This window comes from Streptomyces sp. NPDC026515 (genome assembly GCF_055567595.1).
This window is the reverse complement of the sequence record NZ_JBVHQD010000002.1, coordinates 480,324-498,617: the sequence shown is the minus strand read 5'-3', so window position 1 is coordinate 498,617 and position 18,294 is coordinate 480,324. Positions and strand designations below refer to the sequence as shown.

The window sequence follows — 18,294 nt, the reverse complement described above, 5'->3', positions numbered from 1 at the left end:
CCCGTTCACCGCCGCACACCCGTTCACGCCACGCACCCGGTCGCCGTCGCACACCCGGTCCAAGCGTGGCGCCCCTCTCCGGGTGTCACACCCGTGGCAGCGACTCCACCCCGATACCCCCCTCGATCGCCAGGATCCGGTGCAGCCTGGTGGCCACCAGCAGGCGCTGCATCTGCGGCGGTACGCCGCGCAGCACCAGACGGCGGCCGCAGCGGCCGGCCCGCCGGTGGGCCCCCATGATCACCCCGAGTCCGGTGGCGTCCCAGGAATCCAGCTCGGACAGGTCCAGTACCAGATCGCCGGCTCCGTCGTCGACGGCCGAGTGCAGGACCGTGCGGGCGTCCGCCGCGCTGCGAACGTCGAGGCGGCCCCCGACGACCAGCTCGGCGTGGTCGCCCCTGATGTGCATATGCGCTCCCCGAGAGTGCGTGTCCTAGTCCGTGAAAGTGATGTCCGGTGATGCAACCTCTGACTGCGTTCGACGGCCAGAGGTTGCCATCTGTAAGCGAACCGATACCGAATTCACCCTCGAGAGTGAAACTCTCGAGCCTTGTGCGTTTTCGGAATCGGTTCAGAATATTTCCGTACTAATGCCATGCCGATGGCGCACTGATGTTTCAGTACGTATAGAAGCCCTGCCCGCTCTTGCGCCCGATGTCACCGGCGTCAACCATCCGGCGCATCAGCTCCGGCGGTGCGAACTTCTCGTCCTGCGACTCGGTGTAGATGTTGCCCGTGGCGTGCAGCAGGATGTCGACGCCGGTGAGGTCCGCCGTGGCCAGCGGGCCCATGGCGTGGCCGAAGCCCAGCTTGCAGGCCAGATCGATGTCCTCGGCGGTGGCGACGCCCGACTCGTAGAGCTTGGTGGCCTCGACGACCAGCGCCGAGATCAGCCGGGTGGTCACGAACCCGGCGACGTCCCGGTTGACGACGATGCAGGTCTTGCCGGTGGACTCGGCGAACTCCCGCGCGGTGGCGAGCGTTTCGTCGCTGGTCTTGTAGCCCCTGACCAGTTCCACGAGCTGCATCATCGGCACCGGCGAGAAGAAGTGGACGCCCACGACCCGCTCGGGGTGCTCGGTGGCCGCCGCGATCTTCGTGATCGGGATGGCGGAGGTGTTGGAGGCGAGCACGGCCTCCGGACGCACGATCTTGTCGAGCGCACGGAAGATCTCGTGCTTGACCTCCAGCTTCTCGAAGACGGCCTCGACGACGATGTCGGCGTCGGCGACCGCGTCCAGGTCGGTGGTCATGGTGATGCGGGCCAGGGCGCCGTCGGCGTCGTGCGCCTCCAGCTTCCCTTTGCTCACGAACTTGTCGTACGAGGCCTGGATGCCCCCGACGGCACGCTCCAGCGCCTCGTCGGTGACGTCCCGCAGGACCACGTCCCAGCCGGCCTGTGCGGCGACCTGGGCGATGCCGGAACCCATCAGGCCGGCACCGATGACGGCAAGTTTCCGTGCCACTCCGCTCCCCTTACACGCTGTTGAGGTATGCCTCTTGGGCGGGACCCTAGCGCTCGCGAGGGGCCGGGAAACCCGGTAAGTAATGCGTGTCACGGTCTCAGGGTGTGAGACAACCGTCACGTCCGGTCAGCCGTGCCCCGCGACACGGTCCATTCCCGGCCACATACCGCGTCGTTGAGCACGTTCTCGCCCGTCCACGGCCGGCCGGCCGCCGTCACCTTCGCGACACCCGCCGTGACGGTGGGCACACGCGCGTTCCGGACCGCCGGGGCGTAACTACGCTGGTCGTATGGTCAATCTGACGCGCATCTACACCAGGACCGGCGACCAGGGCAGCACCGCCCTCGGGGACATGAGCCGGGTCGCCAAGACCGATCTGCGGATCTCGGCGTACGCGGACGCCAACGAGGCGAACGCGGCGATCGGCGCGGCGATCGCGCTGGGCGGGCTGGACGAGGAGGTCGTCAAGGTGCTCACCCGGGTACAGAACGACCTCTTCGACGTCGGCGCGGACCTGTGCACGCCCGTGGCCGAGAACCCGGAGTTCCCGCCCCTGCGGGTCGAGCAGTTCTACGTCGACAAACTGGAGGCGGACTGCGACCGCTTCAACGAGCGGCTGGACAAGCTCCGTTCGTTCATCCTGCCCGGTGGCACCCCCGGCGCGGCCCTGCTCCACCAGGCCTGCACCGTCGTGCGGCGGGCCGAGCGGTCGACGTGGGCCGCACTGGAGGTGCACGGGGAGGTGATGAACCCGCTGACCGCGACCTACCTCAACCGGCTGTCGGACCTGCTGTTCATCCTGGCCCGCACGGCCAACAAGGACGTCGGGGACGTGCTGTGGGTACCGGGCGGGGAGCGCTGAGTCCGGGCGGAACCACCCGGCCGGGCGGCAAGCGGCCCAGTCTATAGAGGAGTTGGAGGGGACGACACCCGCTTCCGGATAGTGGTCCAGACCTATTGACCGGTGGTCCAGACCTTTCTATTCTCGCGGCACTGTGGGTGCGAAGGCTCAGTCGCGCCCCCCAACTCCCCATAGGAGGCGCAGGATGCGCTTCAGACACAGAGCCGCGGCCGGGTTCGCGACCCTGTTGCTCCCGCTGGCCGGTCTGGTCGGTCTCGCGGGCCCCGCCCAGGCCGCGACCACCGCCACCGCCACCTACACCAAGACCCAGGACTGGGGTACCGGCTTCGGCGGCCAGTGGACCGTCAAGAACACCGGTACCACGTCGATCAGTTCCTGGACCGTCGAGTGGGACTACCCCTCCGGCACCTCGGTCACCTCCGCCTGGGACGCGGACGTGACGTCCTCCGGCACCCACTGGACCGCCAAGAACAAGTCCTACAACGGCTCGATCGCCCCCGGCGCCTCGGTCTCCTTCGGCTTCAACGGCGCGGGCTCCGGCTCCCCGGGCAACTGCCTCCTCAACGGCGCAAGCTGTGACGGCGGCACCACCGTCCCGGGTGACGCGGCGCCCTCCGCGCCCGGCACCCCGACCGCCTCCTCCGTCACCGACACCTCGGTGAAGCTGAGCTGGTCCGCCGCCACCGACGACAAGGGCGTCAAGAACTACGACGTGCTGCGCGACGGCAGGGTCGTCTCCACCGTGACGTCCACGTCGTACACCGACTCGGGTCTCACGGCCGGCACCGACTACTCGTACACGGTCCAGGCCCGCGACACCGCGAACCAGACCGGCCCGGTCAGCGGCGCCGTCTCCGTCCACACCACCGGCGGTACGACCACTCCCCCGCCCACCGGCGACAAGGTCAAACTCGGCTACTTCACCGAGTGGGGCATCTACGGCCGGAACTACAACGTCAAGAACCTGGTGACGTCCGGTTCCGCCGCCAAGATCACGCACATCAACTACGCGTTCGGCAACGTGACGAACGGCCAGTGCGCGATCGGCGACTCCTACGCCGACTACGACAAGGCGTTCACCGCCGACCAGTCGGTGAGCGGCGTGGCCGACACCTGGGACCAGCCGCTGCGCGGCAACTTCAACCAGCTGCGCGAGCTGAAGGCCAAGTACCCGAACATCAAGATCCTGTGGTCCTTCGGCGGCTGGACCTGGTCCGGCGGGTTCGCGCAGGCCGCGGCCAACCCGACCGCGTTCGCGAACTCCTGCTACAACCTGGTCGAGGACCCGCGCTGGGCCGATGTCTTCGACGGCATCGACATCGACTGGGAGTACCCGAACGCCTGCGGGCTGAGCTGTGACACCAGCGGGGCCGCGGCCTACAAGAACCTGATGGCCGCACTGCGCGCCAAGTTCGGCTCGAACAACCTGGTCACCGCGGCCACCACCGCGGACGGCACCTCCGGCGGCAAGATCGACGCCGCCGACTACGCGGGCGCCGCCCAGTACGTCGACTGGTACAACGTGATGTCGTACGACTTCTTCGGCGCCTTCGACGCGGACGGCCCGACCGCCCCGCACTCCCCGCTCACCACCTACACCGGCATCCCGACGCCCGGCTTCACCACGGCCGACGCGATCGCCAAGTTCAAGTCGAAGGGCGTCCCGGCGAGCAAGCTGCTCATCGGTATCGGCTTCTACGGCCGCGGCTGGACCGGTGTCACCCAGTCGGCACCGGGCGGCTCGGCGACCGGTCCGGCGCCGGGCACCTACGAGCAGGGCATCGAGGACTACAAGGTCCTCAAGACGTCCTGCCCCGCCACCGGCACGGTCGCGGGCACGGCGTACGCCTACTGCGGCAACAACTGGTGGTCCTACGACACTCCCGCCACGATCGCCGGGAAGATGAGCTGGGCCAAGACCCAGGGACTCGGCGGCGCGTTCTTCTGGGAGTTCAGCGGTGACACGAGCGACGGCGAACTGGTGAGCGCCATCAACGCGAACCTGTGACAACGGGTCTCAAGCGACACCGGCGCTCCCTCCGGACCTAGTCCGGGGGGAGCCCCACCCAGCGGGTGAATGTGGCTACGCCACATTCACCCGCTGTCCTGGCGGGGCTGCTTCCAGCCACGCGAGGAATCCGGTCAGGGCGTCTTCGCTCATGGCGAGTTCGAGGCGGGTGCCTCGATGGACACAGGTGAGGATCACCGCGTCGGAGAGCAGGGCCAGCTCCTCCTCGCCCTCCGGGAGACGGCGGCCGGCCACCTCGATGCGGTCGCGTGCCAGGGCCCGGCGGGGGCGGTAGGCGTAGGAGAAGACCCGGTACCACTCGACGCTGTCGCCGTTGTAGCGGGCGACGCCGTAGCTCCAGCCCTTGCCGCTGGTGTCCGTCTTCTCGGGCACGTCCCACCGCAGCGAACAGTCGAAGGTGCCGCCGGAGCGCTGGATCAGTCTGCGCCGCAGCCCGAACAGGAAGAGTCCCACCACCACGAGCGCGACCACGATTCCGCACACAGTCAGAGCGAGGACCATCGGCACCGACCTCCTCGTCTCCTAGGTAATGGAACGTAAAAAGACCCAGATCTACCTCAGCCGCGGCTGGGACCGGATGGCTCCGGTCCCAGCCGCGGCTGAGTCAGTTCAACGCATACGCGCAGTGTGTCAGCGCGACGTCGCCGCCCGCAGACGGACGTCGGCGCGTCGCTCGGCGGTGGCGTCACCCTCCGCCTTCGCGCGCTCCAGCTCCCGCTCCGCGCGCTGGACGTCGATCTCGTCCGAGAGCTCGGCGATCTCGGCCAGCAGCGACAGCTTGTTGTCCGCGAACGAGATGAAACCGCCGTGCACCGCGGCGACGACCGTTTCACCTTCACTCGTACGGATGGTCACCGGGCCCGACTCCAGCACACCCAGGAGCGGCTGGTGACCGGGCATGACGCCGATGTCGCCGGACGTGGTGCGCGCGACGACCAGGGTGGCCTCGCCGGACCAGACCTGACGGTCGGCGGCGACCAGCTCGACATGCAGCTCAGCAGCCAAAGGTGGCTCCTCGGGTCACCACCCGGTGGGATCACCGGGTGTTGGATACAAGTCTAATGGGCGTGAGTGAGGGGGCGGGACGCGCCCGCCCCCTCACACGAACTCAAGCGAGTTCAGGAGACGCCCAGCTCCTTGGCGTTGGCCTTGAGGTCCTCGATGCCACCGCACAGGAAGAACGCCTGCTCCGGGAAGTGGTCGTACTCGCCGTCGATGATCGCGTTGAACGCGGCGATCGACTCGTCCAGCGGGACGTCCGACCCGTCGACGCCGGTGAACTGCTTGGCGACGTGGGTGTTCTGGGACAGGAAGCGCTCCACGCGACGGGCACGGTGGACGACGAGCTTGTCCTCCTCGCCGAGCTCGTCGATACCGAGGATCGCGATGATGTCCTGGAGGTCCTTGTACTTCTGGAGGACCGTCTTCACCCGCATGGCGGTGTTGTAGTGGTCCGCCGCGATGTAACGCGGGTCCAGGATCCGGGACGTGGAGTCCAGCGGGTCCACGGCCGGGTAGATGCCCTTCTCGGAGATCGGACGGGACAGAACCGTCGTCGCGTCGAGGTGGGCGAAGGTGGTGGCCGGGGCCGGGTCGGTCAGGTCGTCCGCGGGGACGTAGATCGCCTGCATCGAGGTGATCGAGTGACCGCGGGTCGAGGTGATGCGCTCCTGCAGGAGACCCATCTCGTCGGCCAGGTTCGGCTGGTAACCCACCGCGGAGGGCATGCGGCCGAGCAGGGTCGAGACCTCGGAACCGGCCTGCGTGAAGCGGAAGATGTTGTCGATGAAGAACAGCACGTCCTGCTTCTGCACATCGCGGAAGTACTCCGCCATGGTCAGACCCGCGAGGGCCACGCGCAGACGGGTGCCCGGGGGCTCGTCCATCTGGCCGAAGACGAGGGCGGTCTTGTCGATGACGCCCGAGTCCGCCATCTCCTCGATGAGGTCGTTGCCCTCACGCGTGCGCTCGCCGACACCGGCGAACACGGAGACACCGTCGTGGTTGTTGGCGACGCGGTAGATCATCTCCTGGATGAGCACCGTCTTGCCGACGCCGGCACCGCCGAACAGACCGATCTTGCCACCCTTGACGTACGGGGTGAGCAGGTCGATGACCTTGACGCCGGTCTCGAACATCTCGGTCTTCGACTCGAGCTCGTCGAAGTTCGGGGCCTTGCGGTGGATGGACCAGCGCTCGCCCGTGTACTTCTCGTCGACGTTCAGCACCTCACCGAGGGTGTTGAACACCTTGCCCTTGGTGAAGTCACCGACCGGGACGGTGATGCCGTCGCCGGTGTCGGTGACCGGGGCCTGGCGGACCAGACCGTCGGTGGGCTGCATGGAGATCGTGCGGACCAGGCCGTCACCCAGGTGCTGGGCGACCTCCAGGGTCAGCGTCTTCTTCTCGCCGGCGTTGGCCGGGTCGGCCACCTCGACGTGCAGCGCGTTGTAGATCTCCGGCATCGCGTCGACGGGGAACTCCACGTCGACGACCGGGCCGATGACCCGGGCGACGCGGCCCGTGGCCGTCGCGGTCTCAACAGTGGTGGTCATTAGCGGTCACTCCCCGCGGTCGCGTCGGCCAGGGCGCTGGCGCCACCGACGATCTCGCTGATTTCCTGGGTGATTTCGGCCTGGCGGGCCGCGTTGGCAAGACGGGAGAGCGTGTTGATCAGCTCGCCCGCGTTGTCGGTGGCCGACTTCATCGCACGCCGCGTGGCGGCGTGCTTCGAAGCCGCCGACTGGAGCAGCGCGTTGTAGATGCGGCTTTCCACGTAGCGCGGCAGCAGGGCGTCGAGGACGTCCTCCGCCGAGGGTTCGAAGTCGTACAGCGGAAGGATCTCGTCGCCCTTGGCGGCGCCCTCCTCCGCGACCTCTTCGAGGCTGAGCGGCAGCAGCCGGTCGTCGAGCGCCGTCTGCGTCATCATCGACACGAACTCGGTGAAGACGATGTGGAGTTCGTCCACCCCGCCGTCCGCCGTCTCCGTCTCGATGGCCTCGATCAGCGGCGCCGCGACCTTCTTGGCGTCCGCGTACGAGGGCTCGTCGGTGAAGCCCGACCACGACTCCGCGACCTTGCGCTCGCGGAAGGTGTAGTGGGCCAGACCACGGCGGCCGACGATGTACGTGTCGACCTCCTTGCCCTGTGCCTGCAGACGTTCGGTCAGCTGCTCGGCGGCCTTGATGGCGTTGGAGTTGAAGGCGCCGGCCAGACCGCGGTCGCTCGTGAGGAGCAGAACCGCGGCACGGGTCGGGTTCTCCGCCTCCGTGGTGAGCGGGTGCTTGGTGTTCGAACCGGTACCGACCGCCGTGACCGCGCGGGTGAGCTCGGTCGCGTACGGCGCGGAGGCCCGCACCTTGCGCTGCGCCTTGACCACACGCGAGGCGGCGATCATCTCCATCGCCTTGGTGATCTTCTTGGTCGCGGTGACGGATCGGATGCGACGCTTGTAGACCCGGAGCTGGGCTCCCATGAGTCAGGTCCCTTCCTTACGTCACTTGGCCGCGGCCGGGGCGTCCTCGCCGAGAAGCTTGCCGTCCGAGGTCTCGAACTGCTTCTTGAACTCGGCGATCGCGTCGGCAACAGCGGTGAGGGTGTCGTCCGACATCTTGCCGCCCTCCTTGATGGAGGTCATGAGGCCCTGCTCCTTGCGGTGCAGGTACTCGAGCAGCTCCTTCTCGAAGCGGCGGATGTCGGAGACCGGGACGTCGTCCATCTTGCCGGTGGTACCGGCCCACACGGAGACGACCTGGTCCTCGGTCGGCATCGGCTGGTACTGCGCCTGCTTCAGCAGCTCGACCAGTCGCGAACCACGCTCCAGCTGCGACTTCGACGCGGCGTCCAGGTCGGAACCGAAGGCGGCGAACGCCTCCAGCTCGCGGTACTGGGCGAGGTCCAGACGCAGACGGCCGGAGACCTGCTTCATCGCCTTGTGCTGCGCGGAACCACCGACTCGGGAGACGGAGATACCGACGTTCAGCGCGGGGCGCTGACCGGCGTTGAACAGGTCCGACTCCAGGAAGCACTGGCCGTCGGTGATGGAGATGACGTTGGTCGGGATGAACGCCGAGACGTCGTTGGCCTTGGTCTCGACGATCGGCAGACCGGTCATCGAACCGGCGCCCATCTCGTCGGACAGCTTGGCGCAGCGCTCCAGCAGACGGGAGTGCAGGTAGAAGACGTCACCCGGGTAGGCCTCACGGCCCGGCGGGCGGCGCAGCAGCAGCGACACGGCGCGGTAGGCGTCGGCCTGCTTCGAGAGGTCGTCGAAGATGATGAGGACGTGCTTGCCGTCGTACATCCAGTGCTGGCCGATGGCCGAGCCGGTGTACGGCGCCAGGTACTTGAAGCCGGCCGGGTCGGACGCCGGGGCGGCGACGATGGTCGTGTACTCCAGCGCGCCGGCCTCTTCGAGGGCGCCACGCACGGAGGCGATGGTCGAGCCCTTCTGGCCGATGGCGACGTAGACGCAGCGGACCTGCTTCTTCGGGTCGCCCGAGCGCCAGTTGTCACGCTGGTTGATGATCGTGTCGACGGCCAGGGCGGTCTTGCCGGTCTGGCGGTCGCCGATGATCAGCTGACGCTGGCCGCGGCCGACCGGGGTCATGGCGTCGACGGCCTTGTAGCCGGTCTCCATCGGCTCGTGCACCGACTTACGCGCCATCACGCCCGGAGCCTGCAGCTCCAGGGCGCGGCGGCCGGACGTCTCGATCTCGCCGAGGCCGTCGATCGGGTTGCCGAGCGGGTCGACGACGCGGCCGAGGTAGCCCTCGCCCACCGCGACGGAGAGGACCTCGCCCGTGCGGTGCACCGGCTGACCCTCCTCGATGCCGCTGAACTCACCGAGGACGATGGCGCCGATCTCGCGCTCTTCCAGGTTGAGCGCGAGGCCGAGGGTGCCGTCCTCGAACTTCAGCAGTTCGTTGGCCATGGCCGAGGGCAGGCCCTCGACCTTCGCGATGCCGTCGCCGGCAAGGGTGACCGTACCGACCTCCTCGCGCGAGGCCGCGTCCGGCTTGTACGACTGGACGAAGTTCTCCAGCGCGTCCCGGATCTCCTCCGGCCGGATCGTGAGCTCCGCCATCTGGGTTCCCTGCTCTCCTTGTTGGGCCCGAAGTTTCACTTGGGGGGTCTGGGGGCGACCCCCAGGGATTCTTCATGTACGGCCCAACCCGGGCCGTCGTGAGTACGTACTGCTTGTTCTCGACTACCGAGGTGCTAGCTCGCCATGCGGCGGGCCGCGTCCTCCAGCCGGTCCGCGATGGAACCGTTGATGACCTCGTCACCGACCTGCACCCGGATCCCGCCGACGACCTCGGGGTCGACGTCGAGGTTGAGGTGCATCGCGCGGCCGTAGAGCTTCGCGAGGGCGGCGCCCAGGCGTCGCTTCTGCGGCTCGCTCAGCGGCACCGCGGAGGTGACGACGGCGACGGCGCGGCTGCGGCGCTCCGCGGCGAGCTTGGAGAGGGCCTCCAGGCCCGCTTCCAGGCTACGTCCCCGCGGCGCGGTCACAAGGCGCGTGACCAGACGCTCGGTGACCGGCTTGGCACGGCCGACGAGCAGCTGGTGCACCAGCTCGGTCTTGGCCGTGGTGCCGGCCTTGCGGTCGGTGAGCGCGGCGCGCAGCTCGGTGCTGGAGGAGACGATCCGGCCGAACCGGAACAGCTCGTCCTCCACGTCGTCCAGCGTGCCCGACTTCTCCGCGGCCGTCAGGTCGGCGACGGACGCCAGCTCCTCCAGCGCGTCCACCAGGTCGCGGGGCTGCGACCAGCGGGACCGGACCATGCCGGTGACCACGTCGGCCGTGTTCGCGCCGACCTGGCCGCCGATCAGGCGCCGGACCAGCTCGGCCTTGGCCTCGCCGGACTGCGCCGGGTCGGTGAGGACCCGACGCAGGCCGCCCTCGCGGTCGAGCAGCGTGGTGACGGCCGCCAGCTCGTCCGCGAGCCGCGTCGCGTTCACGGACGTCGAGTCCGTCAGCGCGTCGAGACGCTCCCGTGCGGCTGCCAGTGCCTCGCGGCTCGCTCCGTTCATCGGGCCGCCTCGGCCTTCTCCTCAAGCTCGTCGAGGAAGCGGTCGATCACGCGGCTCTGGCGGGCGTGGTCCTCCAGGGACTCGCCGACGAGCTTGCCGGCCAGGTCGGTGGCCAGCTGGCCCACGTCCTGACGCAGCGACTGCGCGGCGGACTTGCGGTCGGCCTCGATCTGGGCGTGACCGGCGGCGACGATCTCCTCACGCTGCCGCTGGCCCTCGGCACGCATCTCGGCGATGAGCGTGGCGCCCTGCTCCTGAGCCTCCTGGCGCAGGCGCGCGGCCTCGTGCCGGGCCTCGGCCAGCTGCGCCTTGTACTGCTCAAGGACGCTCTGGGCCTCCGTCTGCGCGGCCTCGGCCTTCTCGATACCGCCCTCGATCGCCTCGCGGCGCTGCTCCAGAACCTTGTTGATGTTCGGAAGGAGCTTCTTGGCGAGGAAGCCGAAGACGATGACGAAGGCGATGAGGCCGATGACGAGCTCTGGGATCGGCGGGATGAGGGGGTTCTCGGCCTCCTCAGCCGCAAGCTGAACCAGGGGGCTCATATCAGTGCCTTTCGTCTAGTCAGAGGTGGATCGGCAGATCACTTGCCGTAGACGAACGGCATGACCAGACCGATCAGGGCGAGCGCCTCACAGAAGGCGAAGCCGAGGATCTGGTTGGCGCGGATCAGGCCGGCGGCCTCGGGCTGACGGGCCAGCGCCTGGGTGCCGTTACCGAAGATGATGCCGACGCCGACGCCGGGGCCGATGGCGGCGAGGCCGTAACCGATGGAGCCGAGGGAGCCGGAAACAGCGGCAGCAAGGGTCTGGGACATGCCAGTTCTTCCTTTTCTTTACGGACCGGTGGGGGTTGGCCACCGGACGATCACAGGGGTGAGTGCGAGGCGCTCAGTGGTGCTCGGCCAGGGCGCCCTGGATGTAGGTGCACGTCAGGAGAACGAAGACGTAGGCCTGCAGTGCCTGGATGAAGAGCTCGAAGGCCGTCATCACGAGGGTCATGATGAACGAGACACCGGCGTAGGCGATGCCGATGCCGTTCAGCAGGTACCAGCTGGCGATCGTGAAGAGCAGCAGCAGGGTGTGGCCGGCGAACATGTTCGCGAAGAGTCGGACGGCGTGGGTGAAGGGCCGCACGAGCAGGTTCGAGAAGAACTCGATGACCATCGCGAGCGGCAGCACCGCGCCGAGCGACTTGTCGTACCCGGTCACGTTCTTGAAGAAGCCGACGAAGCCGTGGCGCTTGAAGGTCAGCGAGACCCAGAGCACGTAGACGATGAGGGCCAGGACGAGCGGGTAGGAGATGATCGCCGTCACCGGGAACTGGGCGACCGGGATGATCGACCAGAGGTTCATCATCCAGACGAAGAAGAAGAGCGAGACGACGAGCGGTACGTACTTCTCGCCTTCCTTCTTGCCGATCGTCTCGTAGACGACCCCGCGCCGGATGAAGTCGTAACCGGCCTCGGCCACCATCTGCAGCTTGCCGGGGACGACCTTCGGCCTGCGGAAGGCGGCCCAGAAGAAGCCGACGATGATGACCGTGCCGAGCAGGGCCAGCAGCATCGTCTTGTTGAAATACACGTTGCTGTCGGCATCGCCCCAGAGGGGCTTGAACAGGAACGAGTGCAGGCCGGGAGCCGGGAAGCCACAGCCGTCGAAGATGTGGCAGTCGGTCTCGAAGGCGAGCACCTGCGTCGGGTCAGCACTCACCGCGGGCTCCTTCAGCGTGGCGCATAGGTACGGCAACCTCGTTGTGTCGGCGCGGCGTGAGGCCGCGGTTCGGCACGGGACTGGTGTTACGGATGTGGGGGCGGCCGGGGGGCATCTCGCCTCGCGATTGAGCAGGCGTCAGCTCAGATGCCCGCGCCCGCGATGCCGCAGTTGGCACCGGACGATAGCAGCATCTCTCGTGCGCCTTTATCCCGGGCCTACCTCTCACGACGGCTGCCCGGTCTTCTCGGGCTCCACGTAGAGGATCTTGGCCTTCATCTGGGCGCGCGCCTGGGCGGCGATCCATGTGACCGTGCCGACCACGAGCGCGACGGCGAAGGCCCGGGGGTTGAACAGCGTCGTGTCCTTGAAGACGGCGACGAAGATGAACAGCAACAACAACTGCGCCGTGTAGAGCATGAGCCCCATGGCCTGGAACAGGTGGGGAAGCGATTTGGCGGTGCGCTGCAGGACGTAGAGGCCGATCCCCATGAAGAGGATCACCACCACCGTCGCGACGACAGCTCCGATCGCCCCCTTGCCGCCCGCGACGACCGCGCTGACGACGGCAGCGAGCACGCCGACGGCGGCCGTGGGTACGGCGGCCTGGGCCAGGATCCGGGCGTCATTGGACGGCATGGCGGCAACTCCGCTTTCACAGGGGGCAGGTGTCGTCATGGACGAGCGTAGTCCCGGCCGGAGGGTCGAAGTCCTCACGCCAATGGACCATCGCACTCGGGTCCTTCGGCTCTGTCCGGGGTTCTCGTGAACCGTATCACAAACTATTTGATGAGGTCTTTACCTGGTGGGTGTGCTCACTGTCACACATGAGGGTGAACATGCGCGTCTGAGCGAAAACCGAGCCGTTGTGTCTGGTATTAGGGGTCTTTGCTCCCCCACGACTTGGCAATGCTCTAGTCAGATTCTTACCTTGCAAGGGTCGGCGCGGAGTCAACGCGGGGTCGGCAAGGGGTCAGCGCGTGGTCAGCGCGAGGTTTCGGAAGCGTGCCGGTCCAGCATGCGTGAACGGGGGCCGACGGCGGTCGCGCCGTTGACCCGGGCCACGCCCGCGGGCACCGGCGAGCGGTGCCCCTCGCACGGCTCCCCCGCCTTCTCCAGCACGACGGGGGCGCTCTCCTCGGCGGTCACGGCCGCCGGCTCGGCGGCCTCCTGACCGGCCCTTCGGCGCCGGTAGCGCGGCGGCACGAACCGCTGGGCCCACACCGGCACCCGCGGGGTGAACCGCGGCAGCAGAAGCAGCCCCAGACCGATCGCGCTGAGGAAGACCACTCCGAGCACGATCCACATGGACGCGGAGTTCACCGAGTACGCCAGCGCCCCGAAGCCGATCAGCGCCGACCAGAAGTACATGATCAGCACCGCCCTGCTGTGCGAGTGGCCGATCTCCAGGAGGCGGTGGTGCAGGTGCCCGCGGTCGGCCGCGAACGGCGACTGGCCGCGCCAGGTGCGCCGCACGATCGCCAGCACCAGGTCGGCGGCCGGCACCGCGATGATGGTCAGCGGCAGCAGCAGCGGGATGTAGACCGGGACCATCTGGTGCACGGCGTTGCGCTCGGACCCGGCGAACAGGTTCATCACGTCCGGGTCGAGCTGACCCGTGATCGAGATCGCGCCGGCGGCGAGCACCAGGCCGATCAGCATCGAGCCGGAGTCGCCCATGAAGATCCGCGCCGGATGCAGGTTGTGCGGCAGGAAGCCCAGGCACATGCCCATCAGGATCGCCGAGAACAGCGTGGCCGGGGCGGCGGCCTCGATGCCGTACGAGTACCAGATCCGGTACGCGTACATGAAGAACGCCGCGGCCGCGATGCACACCATGCCGGAGGCCAGGCCGTCCAGGCCGTCGACGAAGTTGACCGCGTTGATGGTGATGACCACGAGCGCCACCGTCAGCAGAGTGCCCTGCCACGGGGTCAGGGCGACCGTGCCGACGCCCGGGACGGGCAGCCACAGGATGGTCAGCCCCTGCATGACCATGACGCCCGCGGCGATCATCTGGCCGCCCAGCTTGATCAGGGCGTCGATCTCGAACTTGTCGTCGAGCACACCGATCAGCCAGATCAGCGCCGCGCCGGAGAGCAGCGCCCGCGGCTCGTTCGACTTCTCGAAGACCTCGTTCAGGTTGGTCAGGTGGTCGGCGACCAGCAGACCTGCGCACAGCCCGAAGAACATCGCGATCCCGCCGAGCCGCGGAGTGGGCTCCCGGTGCACGTCACGGGCCCGGATCTCCGGCATGGCCCCCGCCACGATCGCGAACTTCCGCACCGGCCCTGTCAGCAGATACGTCACCGCGGCCGTGATGCAGAGCGTCAGCAGGTATTCACGCACAGGCTTCCCCACAGGTCTCGCTGGCCATCACAGCCCACACCCTAGCGACGCTCGCATATGTATGGGGACTTCCGGGTAGCGACGATGGTTGCACGTGTGCCTGTAAGGCCGGCGTACAACCGGCTCTACGACGCTGCGCCTACCCCGTCTCCACCGGGATACGGCGGAAATCTACCGGTGAGCTCGCGCACCTCGTCACGCACCCTCCCCGGGTCCGTCGCACCGCGCAGTACCGCCGCCAGCAGAGCCGCGATCCGGGTCATCTCCCCGGGCCTCATGCCCTGCGTGGTCACCGCGGCGGTGCCCAGGCGGAGGCCGCGCGCGTCCCCGTGCGGCAGGGCACAGCTGTCCAGCACGATCCCGGCGGCGACCAGGCGGCCGCGGGCGGTGCGTCCGTCGACGCCCAGCGGAGCGGGGTCGGCGGTGATCAGGTGGGTGTCCGTACCGCCCGTGGTGACAGCCAGCCCCTGGTCCGCGAGGCCGGCCGCGAGCACCCGCGCATTGGCGACCACCTGATGGGCGTACACGGTGAAGGCCGGCGTCGCCGCCTCCCCGAACGCCACCGCCTTGGCGGCGATGGTGTGCATCTGGGCGCCGCCCTGTGTGAAAGGGAACACGGCCCGGTCGAGACGCTCGGCCAGCTCCGGCGAACGGCACAGGAGCATCCCGCCGCGCGGTCCGCGCAGCACCTTGTGTGTGGTCGCGCACACCACGTCGGCGTACGGCACCGGGTTGGGCGCCGCTCCCCCGGCTACGAGCCCGATGGGGTGGGCGGCGTCGGCGATCAGATAGGCCCCGACCTCGTCGGCGACCTCGCGGAAGAAGGCGTGGTCGATGTGCCGGGGATAGGCGATGGACCCGCACACGATCGCCTTGGGCCGGTGGCTGCGGGCCAGCGCCCGCACCTGGTCGTGGTCGATGAGCCCGCTCTCCGGGTCGACGCCGTACCCGACGAAGTCGAACCAGCGACCGGAGAAGTTGGCCGGCGATCCGTGCGTGAGATGACCGCCGTACGGCAGCCCGAGGGCGAGCACGGTGTCCCCGGGGCACAGCAGCGCGGCGTAGGCGGCCAGCACGGCGGACGAACCCGAGTGGGACTGCACATTGGCGTGCGCCGCGCCGAACAGGGCCTTGGCGCGGTCGACGGCCAGCCGTTCGGCGACGTCCACGATCTCGCAGCCGCCGTGGTGCCGGGCGCCCGGGTACCCCTCGGCGTACTTGTTGGAGAGCGCCGAGCCGAGGGCGGCCAGCACGGCCGGGGAGGAGAAGTTCTCGGCGGCGATCAGCTGCAACGACGTCGACTGCCGGGCCAGCTCGCTCAGCAGGATCTCCGCCAGCTCCGGGTCCTGCCGCCGCAGCGGACCGGCCTCGACGAGGGTAGGGCTGACCGACATGACGGGCTCCGGGCGGTCGAAGGTGACGTAGGTCCAATGTAGGCCCGGGGTGGGTGGGGTGCGCGGTGTGTACGGCGCCTCGGGCTACATCCGCGCGGGGACGCCCGTCAGCGCCGTGACCACCGGGTCCAGCGCCTCGTGTATCTCGTCGCCGATGGAACGGAAGAACGGCAGCGGGGCGCCGTACGGGTCGTAGACCTCGTCCGCCTCCGCCGTGGGGGCCAGCAGCCAGCCGCGCAGCGCCGCCGCGGCACGCACCAGCGCGCGGGCGCGGACGACCACGCCCTCGTGCAGCGGGGGCAGCGTCGCCGGGTCGATCGCCCGGACCAGCCGGGTGAACTCCTTCAGGGTGAAGGTGCGCAGGCCCGCGGAGTGGCCCATGGAGATGACCTGGGCGCGGTGGTCGCGGGTGGCGGTCAGCACCAGGTCGGCGCGGATGACGTGCTCGTCGAGCAGCTCCCGCCCGGTGAACCCGGTCGCGTCCGCGCCGAAGTCGGCCAGGACCGCCTCCGCGTTGGCCTCCATGGGGGCGCCCTCGTGGCCCCAGGTGCCCGCGCTCTCCACGATCAGCCCGCCGCCCAGGAAGGTGCCGAGCCGGTCCGTCACGAGATGGCGGGTCAGCCGCTCGGTGATCGGCGAGCGGCACACGTTGCCGGTGCTGACGTGGAGGATGCGGAAGCTGTCCCGCGGAAGCCCCACGAACGTGGTCGTGATCTCCGCCGCGCGCTCCCCGTTGCCTATGCCACGCCCCGCGTCAGGGGCTGTCAATTCGCCACCTCGAGGTCGGGTACGACCTTGCGCAGCTCCTCCGCCGAGATGGCGCCCGCGCGCAGCAGCAGCGGCACCTCGCGGGTGACGTCGACGATCGACGAGGGCACGTTGCCCGGGGTCGGACCGCCGTCGAGGTACACCGAGACGGAGTCGCCGAGCATCTCCTGGGCGGCGTCACAGGTCTCCGGGGACGGGTGGCCGGTGAGGTTGGCGGAGGAGACGGCCATCGGACCGACCTCGGTGAGCAGCTCGATGGCGACCGGGTGCAGCGGCATGCGCACGGCGACGGTGCCCCGGGTGTCGCCGAGGTCCCACTGCAGGGACGGCTGGTGCCTGGCGACCAGGGTGAGGGCGCCCGGCCAGAACGCGTCGACCAGCTCCCAGGCCAGCTCGGAGAAGTCGGTGACCAGCCCGTGCAGCGTGTTCGGGGACCCGATCAGCACCGGGGTGGGCATGTTGCGCCCCCGGCCCTTGGCGTCGAGCAGGTCGGAGACGGCCTCCGAGGTGAACGCGTCGGCGCCGATGCCGTACACCGTGTCCGTGGGCAGCACCACCAGTTCGCCCCGGCGGACGGCGGACGCGGCCTCGCGCAGACCCGTCACGCGGTCGGTCGCGTCATTGGTGTCGTATCGCCGTGCCATGTCTAGCGGGCCTCCTCGTACACGAAGTACACGTACTTCCGGGACTCCCGGGGCTTCCGGGAGGGGGTCTGGGGGGTGCTCACGGCAGCGCCTTGCGGGCGGTCGCGAAGCGGGGGCGGTTGTTGAGGTCCGGGTGGTCGGCCGCGTCGGCCCAGCCCCGCTCCTCGGTGAAGATCCACGGCACCTGGCCGCCCTGGGTGTCGGCGTGCTCGATCACGACGACACCGCCGGGGCGCAGCAGCCGGTGCGCGGTGCGTTCGATGCCCCGGATGAGGTCGAGGCCGTCCTCGCCGGAGAACAGGGCCAGCTCCGGGTCGTAGTCGCGGGCCTCGGGGGCGACGTACTCCCACTCGGTGAGCGGGATGTACGGCGGGTTGGAGATCACCAGGTCGACCTGACCGTCGAGGTCGTGGAAGGCGTCCAGGGCGTCCCCCTGGCGCAGGTCGACCCTGGAGCCCGCCACGTTCTTGCGGGTCCACTGGAGCGCCTCCTCGGACAGCTCCACGGCGTGCACGCGCGAACGCGGGACCTCCTGGGCGAGGGCGAGCGCGATGGCGCCGGAGCCGGTGCACAGGTCGACGATGGACGGCTCGACCACATCCATGGCGCGCACGGCGTCTATGGCCCAGCCGACCACCGACTCGGTCTCCGGGCGCGGTACGAAGACGCCCGGCCCCACCTGGAGTTCGAGGTAGCGGAAGTAGGCCCGGCCGGTGATGTGCTGGAGCGGCTCGCGCTGCTCCCGCCGGGCGATGACCTCCCAGTAGCGGGCGTCGAAGTCGGAGTCCTTGACGGAGTGCAGCGCGCCCCGCTTCACGCCGTGCACGAACGCGGCGAGCTCCTCCGCGTCGTTGCGCGGCGAGGGCACGCCCGCGTCGGCCAGCCGCTGGGTGGCCTGTGCCACCTCGGCGAGCAGCAGGTTCACGCTGGTCCTCCGTGTCGTACTCGGTCGTGCATGGCCTGGGGGTGTCTCGTGGGCCCGGCCGGGGGGCACGGGCCCTGGCGCCCGCGTCCGCCGCGTCGCCGTCACCCGCCGA

19 protein-coding genes are annotated in these 18,294 nt (G+C 69.0%); 2 read left to right on the top strand and 17 right to left on the bottom strand.

What is annotated here, in order from left to right; all coding sequences use genetic code 11:
* Window positions 1–85: 85 nt before the first annotated feature.
* Window positions 86–409, bottom strand: coding sequence for an STAS domain-containing protein (locus tag ACZ4O3_RS05735; RefSeq protein ID WP_003997851.1), 324 nt, complete (start codon window positions 407–409; stop codon window positions 86–88).
* A 208-nt stretch (window positions 410–617) separates the two neighbouring features.
* Window positions 618–1,466 carry a 3-hydroxyacyl-CoA dehydrogenase family protein gene (locus tag ACZ4O3_RS05730; RefSeq protein ID WP_467721278.1) on the bottom strand — a complete coding sequence of 283 codons (849 nt, stop codon included), beginning with the start codon at window positions 1,464–1,466 and terminating at the stop codon, window positions 618–620.
* 289 nt (window positions 1,467–1,755) lie between these two features.
* On the opposite strand from ACZ4O3_RS05730, the gene ACZ4O3_RS05725 reads away from it, so the two are divergent.
* Window positions 1,756–2,328, top strand: coding sequence for a cob(I)yrinic acid a,c-diamide adenosyltransferase (locus tag ACZ4O3_RS05725; protein ID WP_362726401.1), 573 nt, complete (start codon window positions 1,756–1,758; stop codon window positions 2,326–2,328).
* A gap of 184 nt (window positions 2,329–2,512) precedes the next feature.
* A complete protein-coding gene (locus ACZ4O3_RS05720; RefSeq protein ID WP_362726399.1) occupies window positions 2,513–4,336 on the top strand; it encodes a glycoside hydrolase family 18 chitinase in 1,824 nt (607 codons plus the stop codon).
* A gap of 75 nt (window positions 4,337–4,411) precedes the next feature.
* Here ACZ4O3_RS05720 and ACZ4O3_RS05715 read toward each other — a convergent pair whose 3' ends face one another.
* The 15 genes from ACZ4O3_RS05715 to prmC all read right to left on the bottom strand — a co-directional run bounded on the left by ACZ4O3_RS05715 (window position 4,412) and on the right by prmC (window position 18,182).
* Entirely contained in the window at window positions 4,412–4,858 is a 447-nt protein-coding gene (locus ACZ4O3_RS05715; protein ID WP_362726396.1) for a DUF2550 domain-containing protein, read from the bottom strand.
* Between the two features lie 129 nt (window positions 4,859–4,987).
* Window positions 4,988–5,362, bottom strand: coding sequence for a F0F1 ATP synthase subunit epsilon (locus ACZ4O3_RS05710; protein WP_362722448.1), 375 nt, complete (start codon window positions 5,360–5,362; stop codon window positions 4,988–4,990).
* A gap of 113 nt (window positions 5,363–5,475) precedes the next feature.
* Window positions 5,476–6,912, bottom strand: a complete 1,437-nt coding sequence (gene atpD, locus ACZ4O3_RS05705; RefSeq protein ID WP_362722445.1) for a F0F1 ATP synthase subunit beta — start codon at window positions 6,910–6,912, stop codon at window positions 5,476–5,478.
* Window positions 6,912–7,832, bottom strand: coding sequence for a F0F1 ATP synthase subunit gamma (locus tag ACZ4O3_RS05700; protein WP_362722442.1), 921 nt, complete (start codon window positions 7,830–7,832; stop codon window positions 6,912–6,914). Before ACZ4O3_RS05700 ends, atpD begins: the two co-directional genes overlap by 1 nt.
* Before the next feature lie 21 nt (window positions 7,833–7,853).
* Window positions 7,854–9,443, bottom strand: coding sequence for a F0F1 ATP synthase subunit alpha (atpA, locus tag ACZ4O3_RS05695; protein ID WP_360477400.1), 1,590 nt, complete (start codon window positions 9,441–9,443; stop codon window positions 7,854–7,856).
* Between the two features lie 134 nt (window positions 9,444–9,577).
* Complete coding sequence (locus ACZ4O3_RS05690) at window positions 9,578–10,393, bottom strand: F0F1 ATP synthase subunit delta (protein ID WP_362722438.1); 816 nt, start codon at window positions 10,391–10,393, stop codon at window positions 9,578–9,580.
* Window positions 10,390–10,935: a F0F1 ATP synthase subunit B gene (locus tag ACZ4O3_RS05685; RefSeq protein ID WP_351936896.1), complete on the bottom strand. Its 546-nt coding sequence runs from the start codon at window positions 10,933–10,935 to the stop codon at window positions 10,390–10,392. The genes ACZ4O3_RS05690 and ACZ4O3_RS05685 overlap by 4 nt, the downstream gene beginning before the upstream one ends.
* 38 nt (window positions 10,936–10,973) lie before the next feature.
* Window positions 10,974–11,207 carry an ATP synthase F0 subunit C gene (gene atpE, locus ACZ4O3_RS05680; RefSeq protein WP_031181218.1) on the bottom strand — a complete coding sequence of 78 codons (234 nt, stop codon included), beginning with the start codon at window positions 11,205–11,207 and terminating at the stop codon, window positions 10,974–10,976.
* A gap of 73 nt (window positions 11,208–11,280) precedes the next feature.
* The gene (atpB, locus tag ACZ4O3_RS05675; protein ID WP_362722434.1) at window positions 11,281–12,102 is read right to left on the bottom strand and encodes a F0F1 ATP synthase subunit A; all 822 of its coding nucleotides are present in this window, start codon (window positions 12,100–12,102) and stop codon (window positions 11,281–11,283) included.
* Window positions 12,103–12,327: 225 nt separating this feature from the next.
* A complete protein-coding gene (locus ACZ4O3_RS05670) occupies window positions 12,328–12,741 on the bottom strand; it encodes a hypothetical protein (protein ID WP_362722431.1) in 414 nt (137 codons plus the stop codon).
* 345 nt (window positions 12,742–13,086) lie between these two features.
* Window positions 13,087–14,451: an MraY family glycosyltransferase gene (locus ACZ4O3_RS05665; RefSeq protein WP_467721276.1), complete on the bottom strand. Its 1,365-nt coding sequence runs from the start codon at window positions 14,449–14,451 to the stop codon at window positions 13,087–13,089.
* Between the two features lie 125 nt (window positions 14,452–14,576).
* Complete coding sequence (locus ACZ4O3_RS05660; protein ID WP_467721275.1) at window positions 14,577–15,845, bottom strand: serine hydroxymethyltransferase; 1,269 nt, start codon at window positions 15,843–15,845, stop codon at window positions 14,577–14,579.
* Window positions 15,846–15,929: 84 nt separating this feature from the next.
* The gene (locus ACZ4O3_RS05655; protein WP_362729331.1) at window positions 15,930–16,613 is read right to left on the bottom strand and encodes an arsenate reductase/protein-tyrosine-phosphatase family protein; all 684 of its coding nucleotides are present in this window, start codon (window positions 16,611–16,613) and stop codon (window positions 15,930–15,932) included.
* On the bottom strand, window positions 16,610–17,257 hold the full coding sequence (locus ACZ4O3_RS05650) for an L-threonylcarbamoyladenylate synthase (RefSeq protein WP_362729333.1): 648 nt from the start codon (window positions 17,255–17,257) through the stop codon (window positions 16,610–16,612). The genes ACZ4O3_RS05655 and ACZ4O3_RS05650 overlap by 4 nt, the downstream gene beginning before the upstream one ends.
* A gap of 79 nt (window positions 17,258–17,336) precedes the next feature.
* A complete protein-coding gene (gene prmC, locus ACZ4O3_RS05645) occupies window positions 17,337–18,182 on the bottom strand; it encodes a peptide chain release factor N(5)-glutamine methyltransferase (RefSeq protein WP_362729336.1) in 846 nt (281 codons plus the stop codon).
* Window positions 18,183–18,294 lie beyond the last annotated feature (112 nt).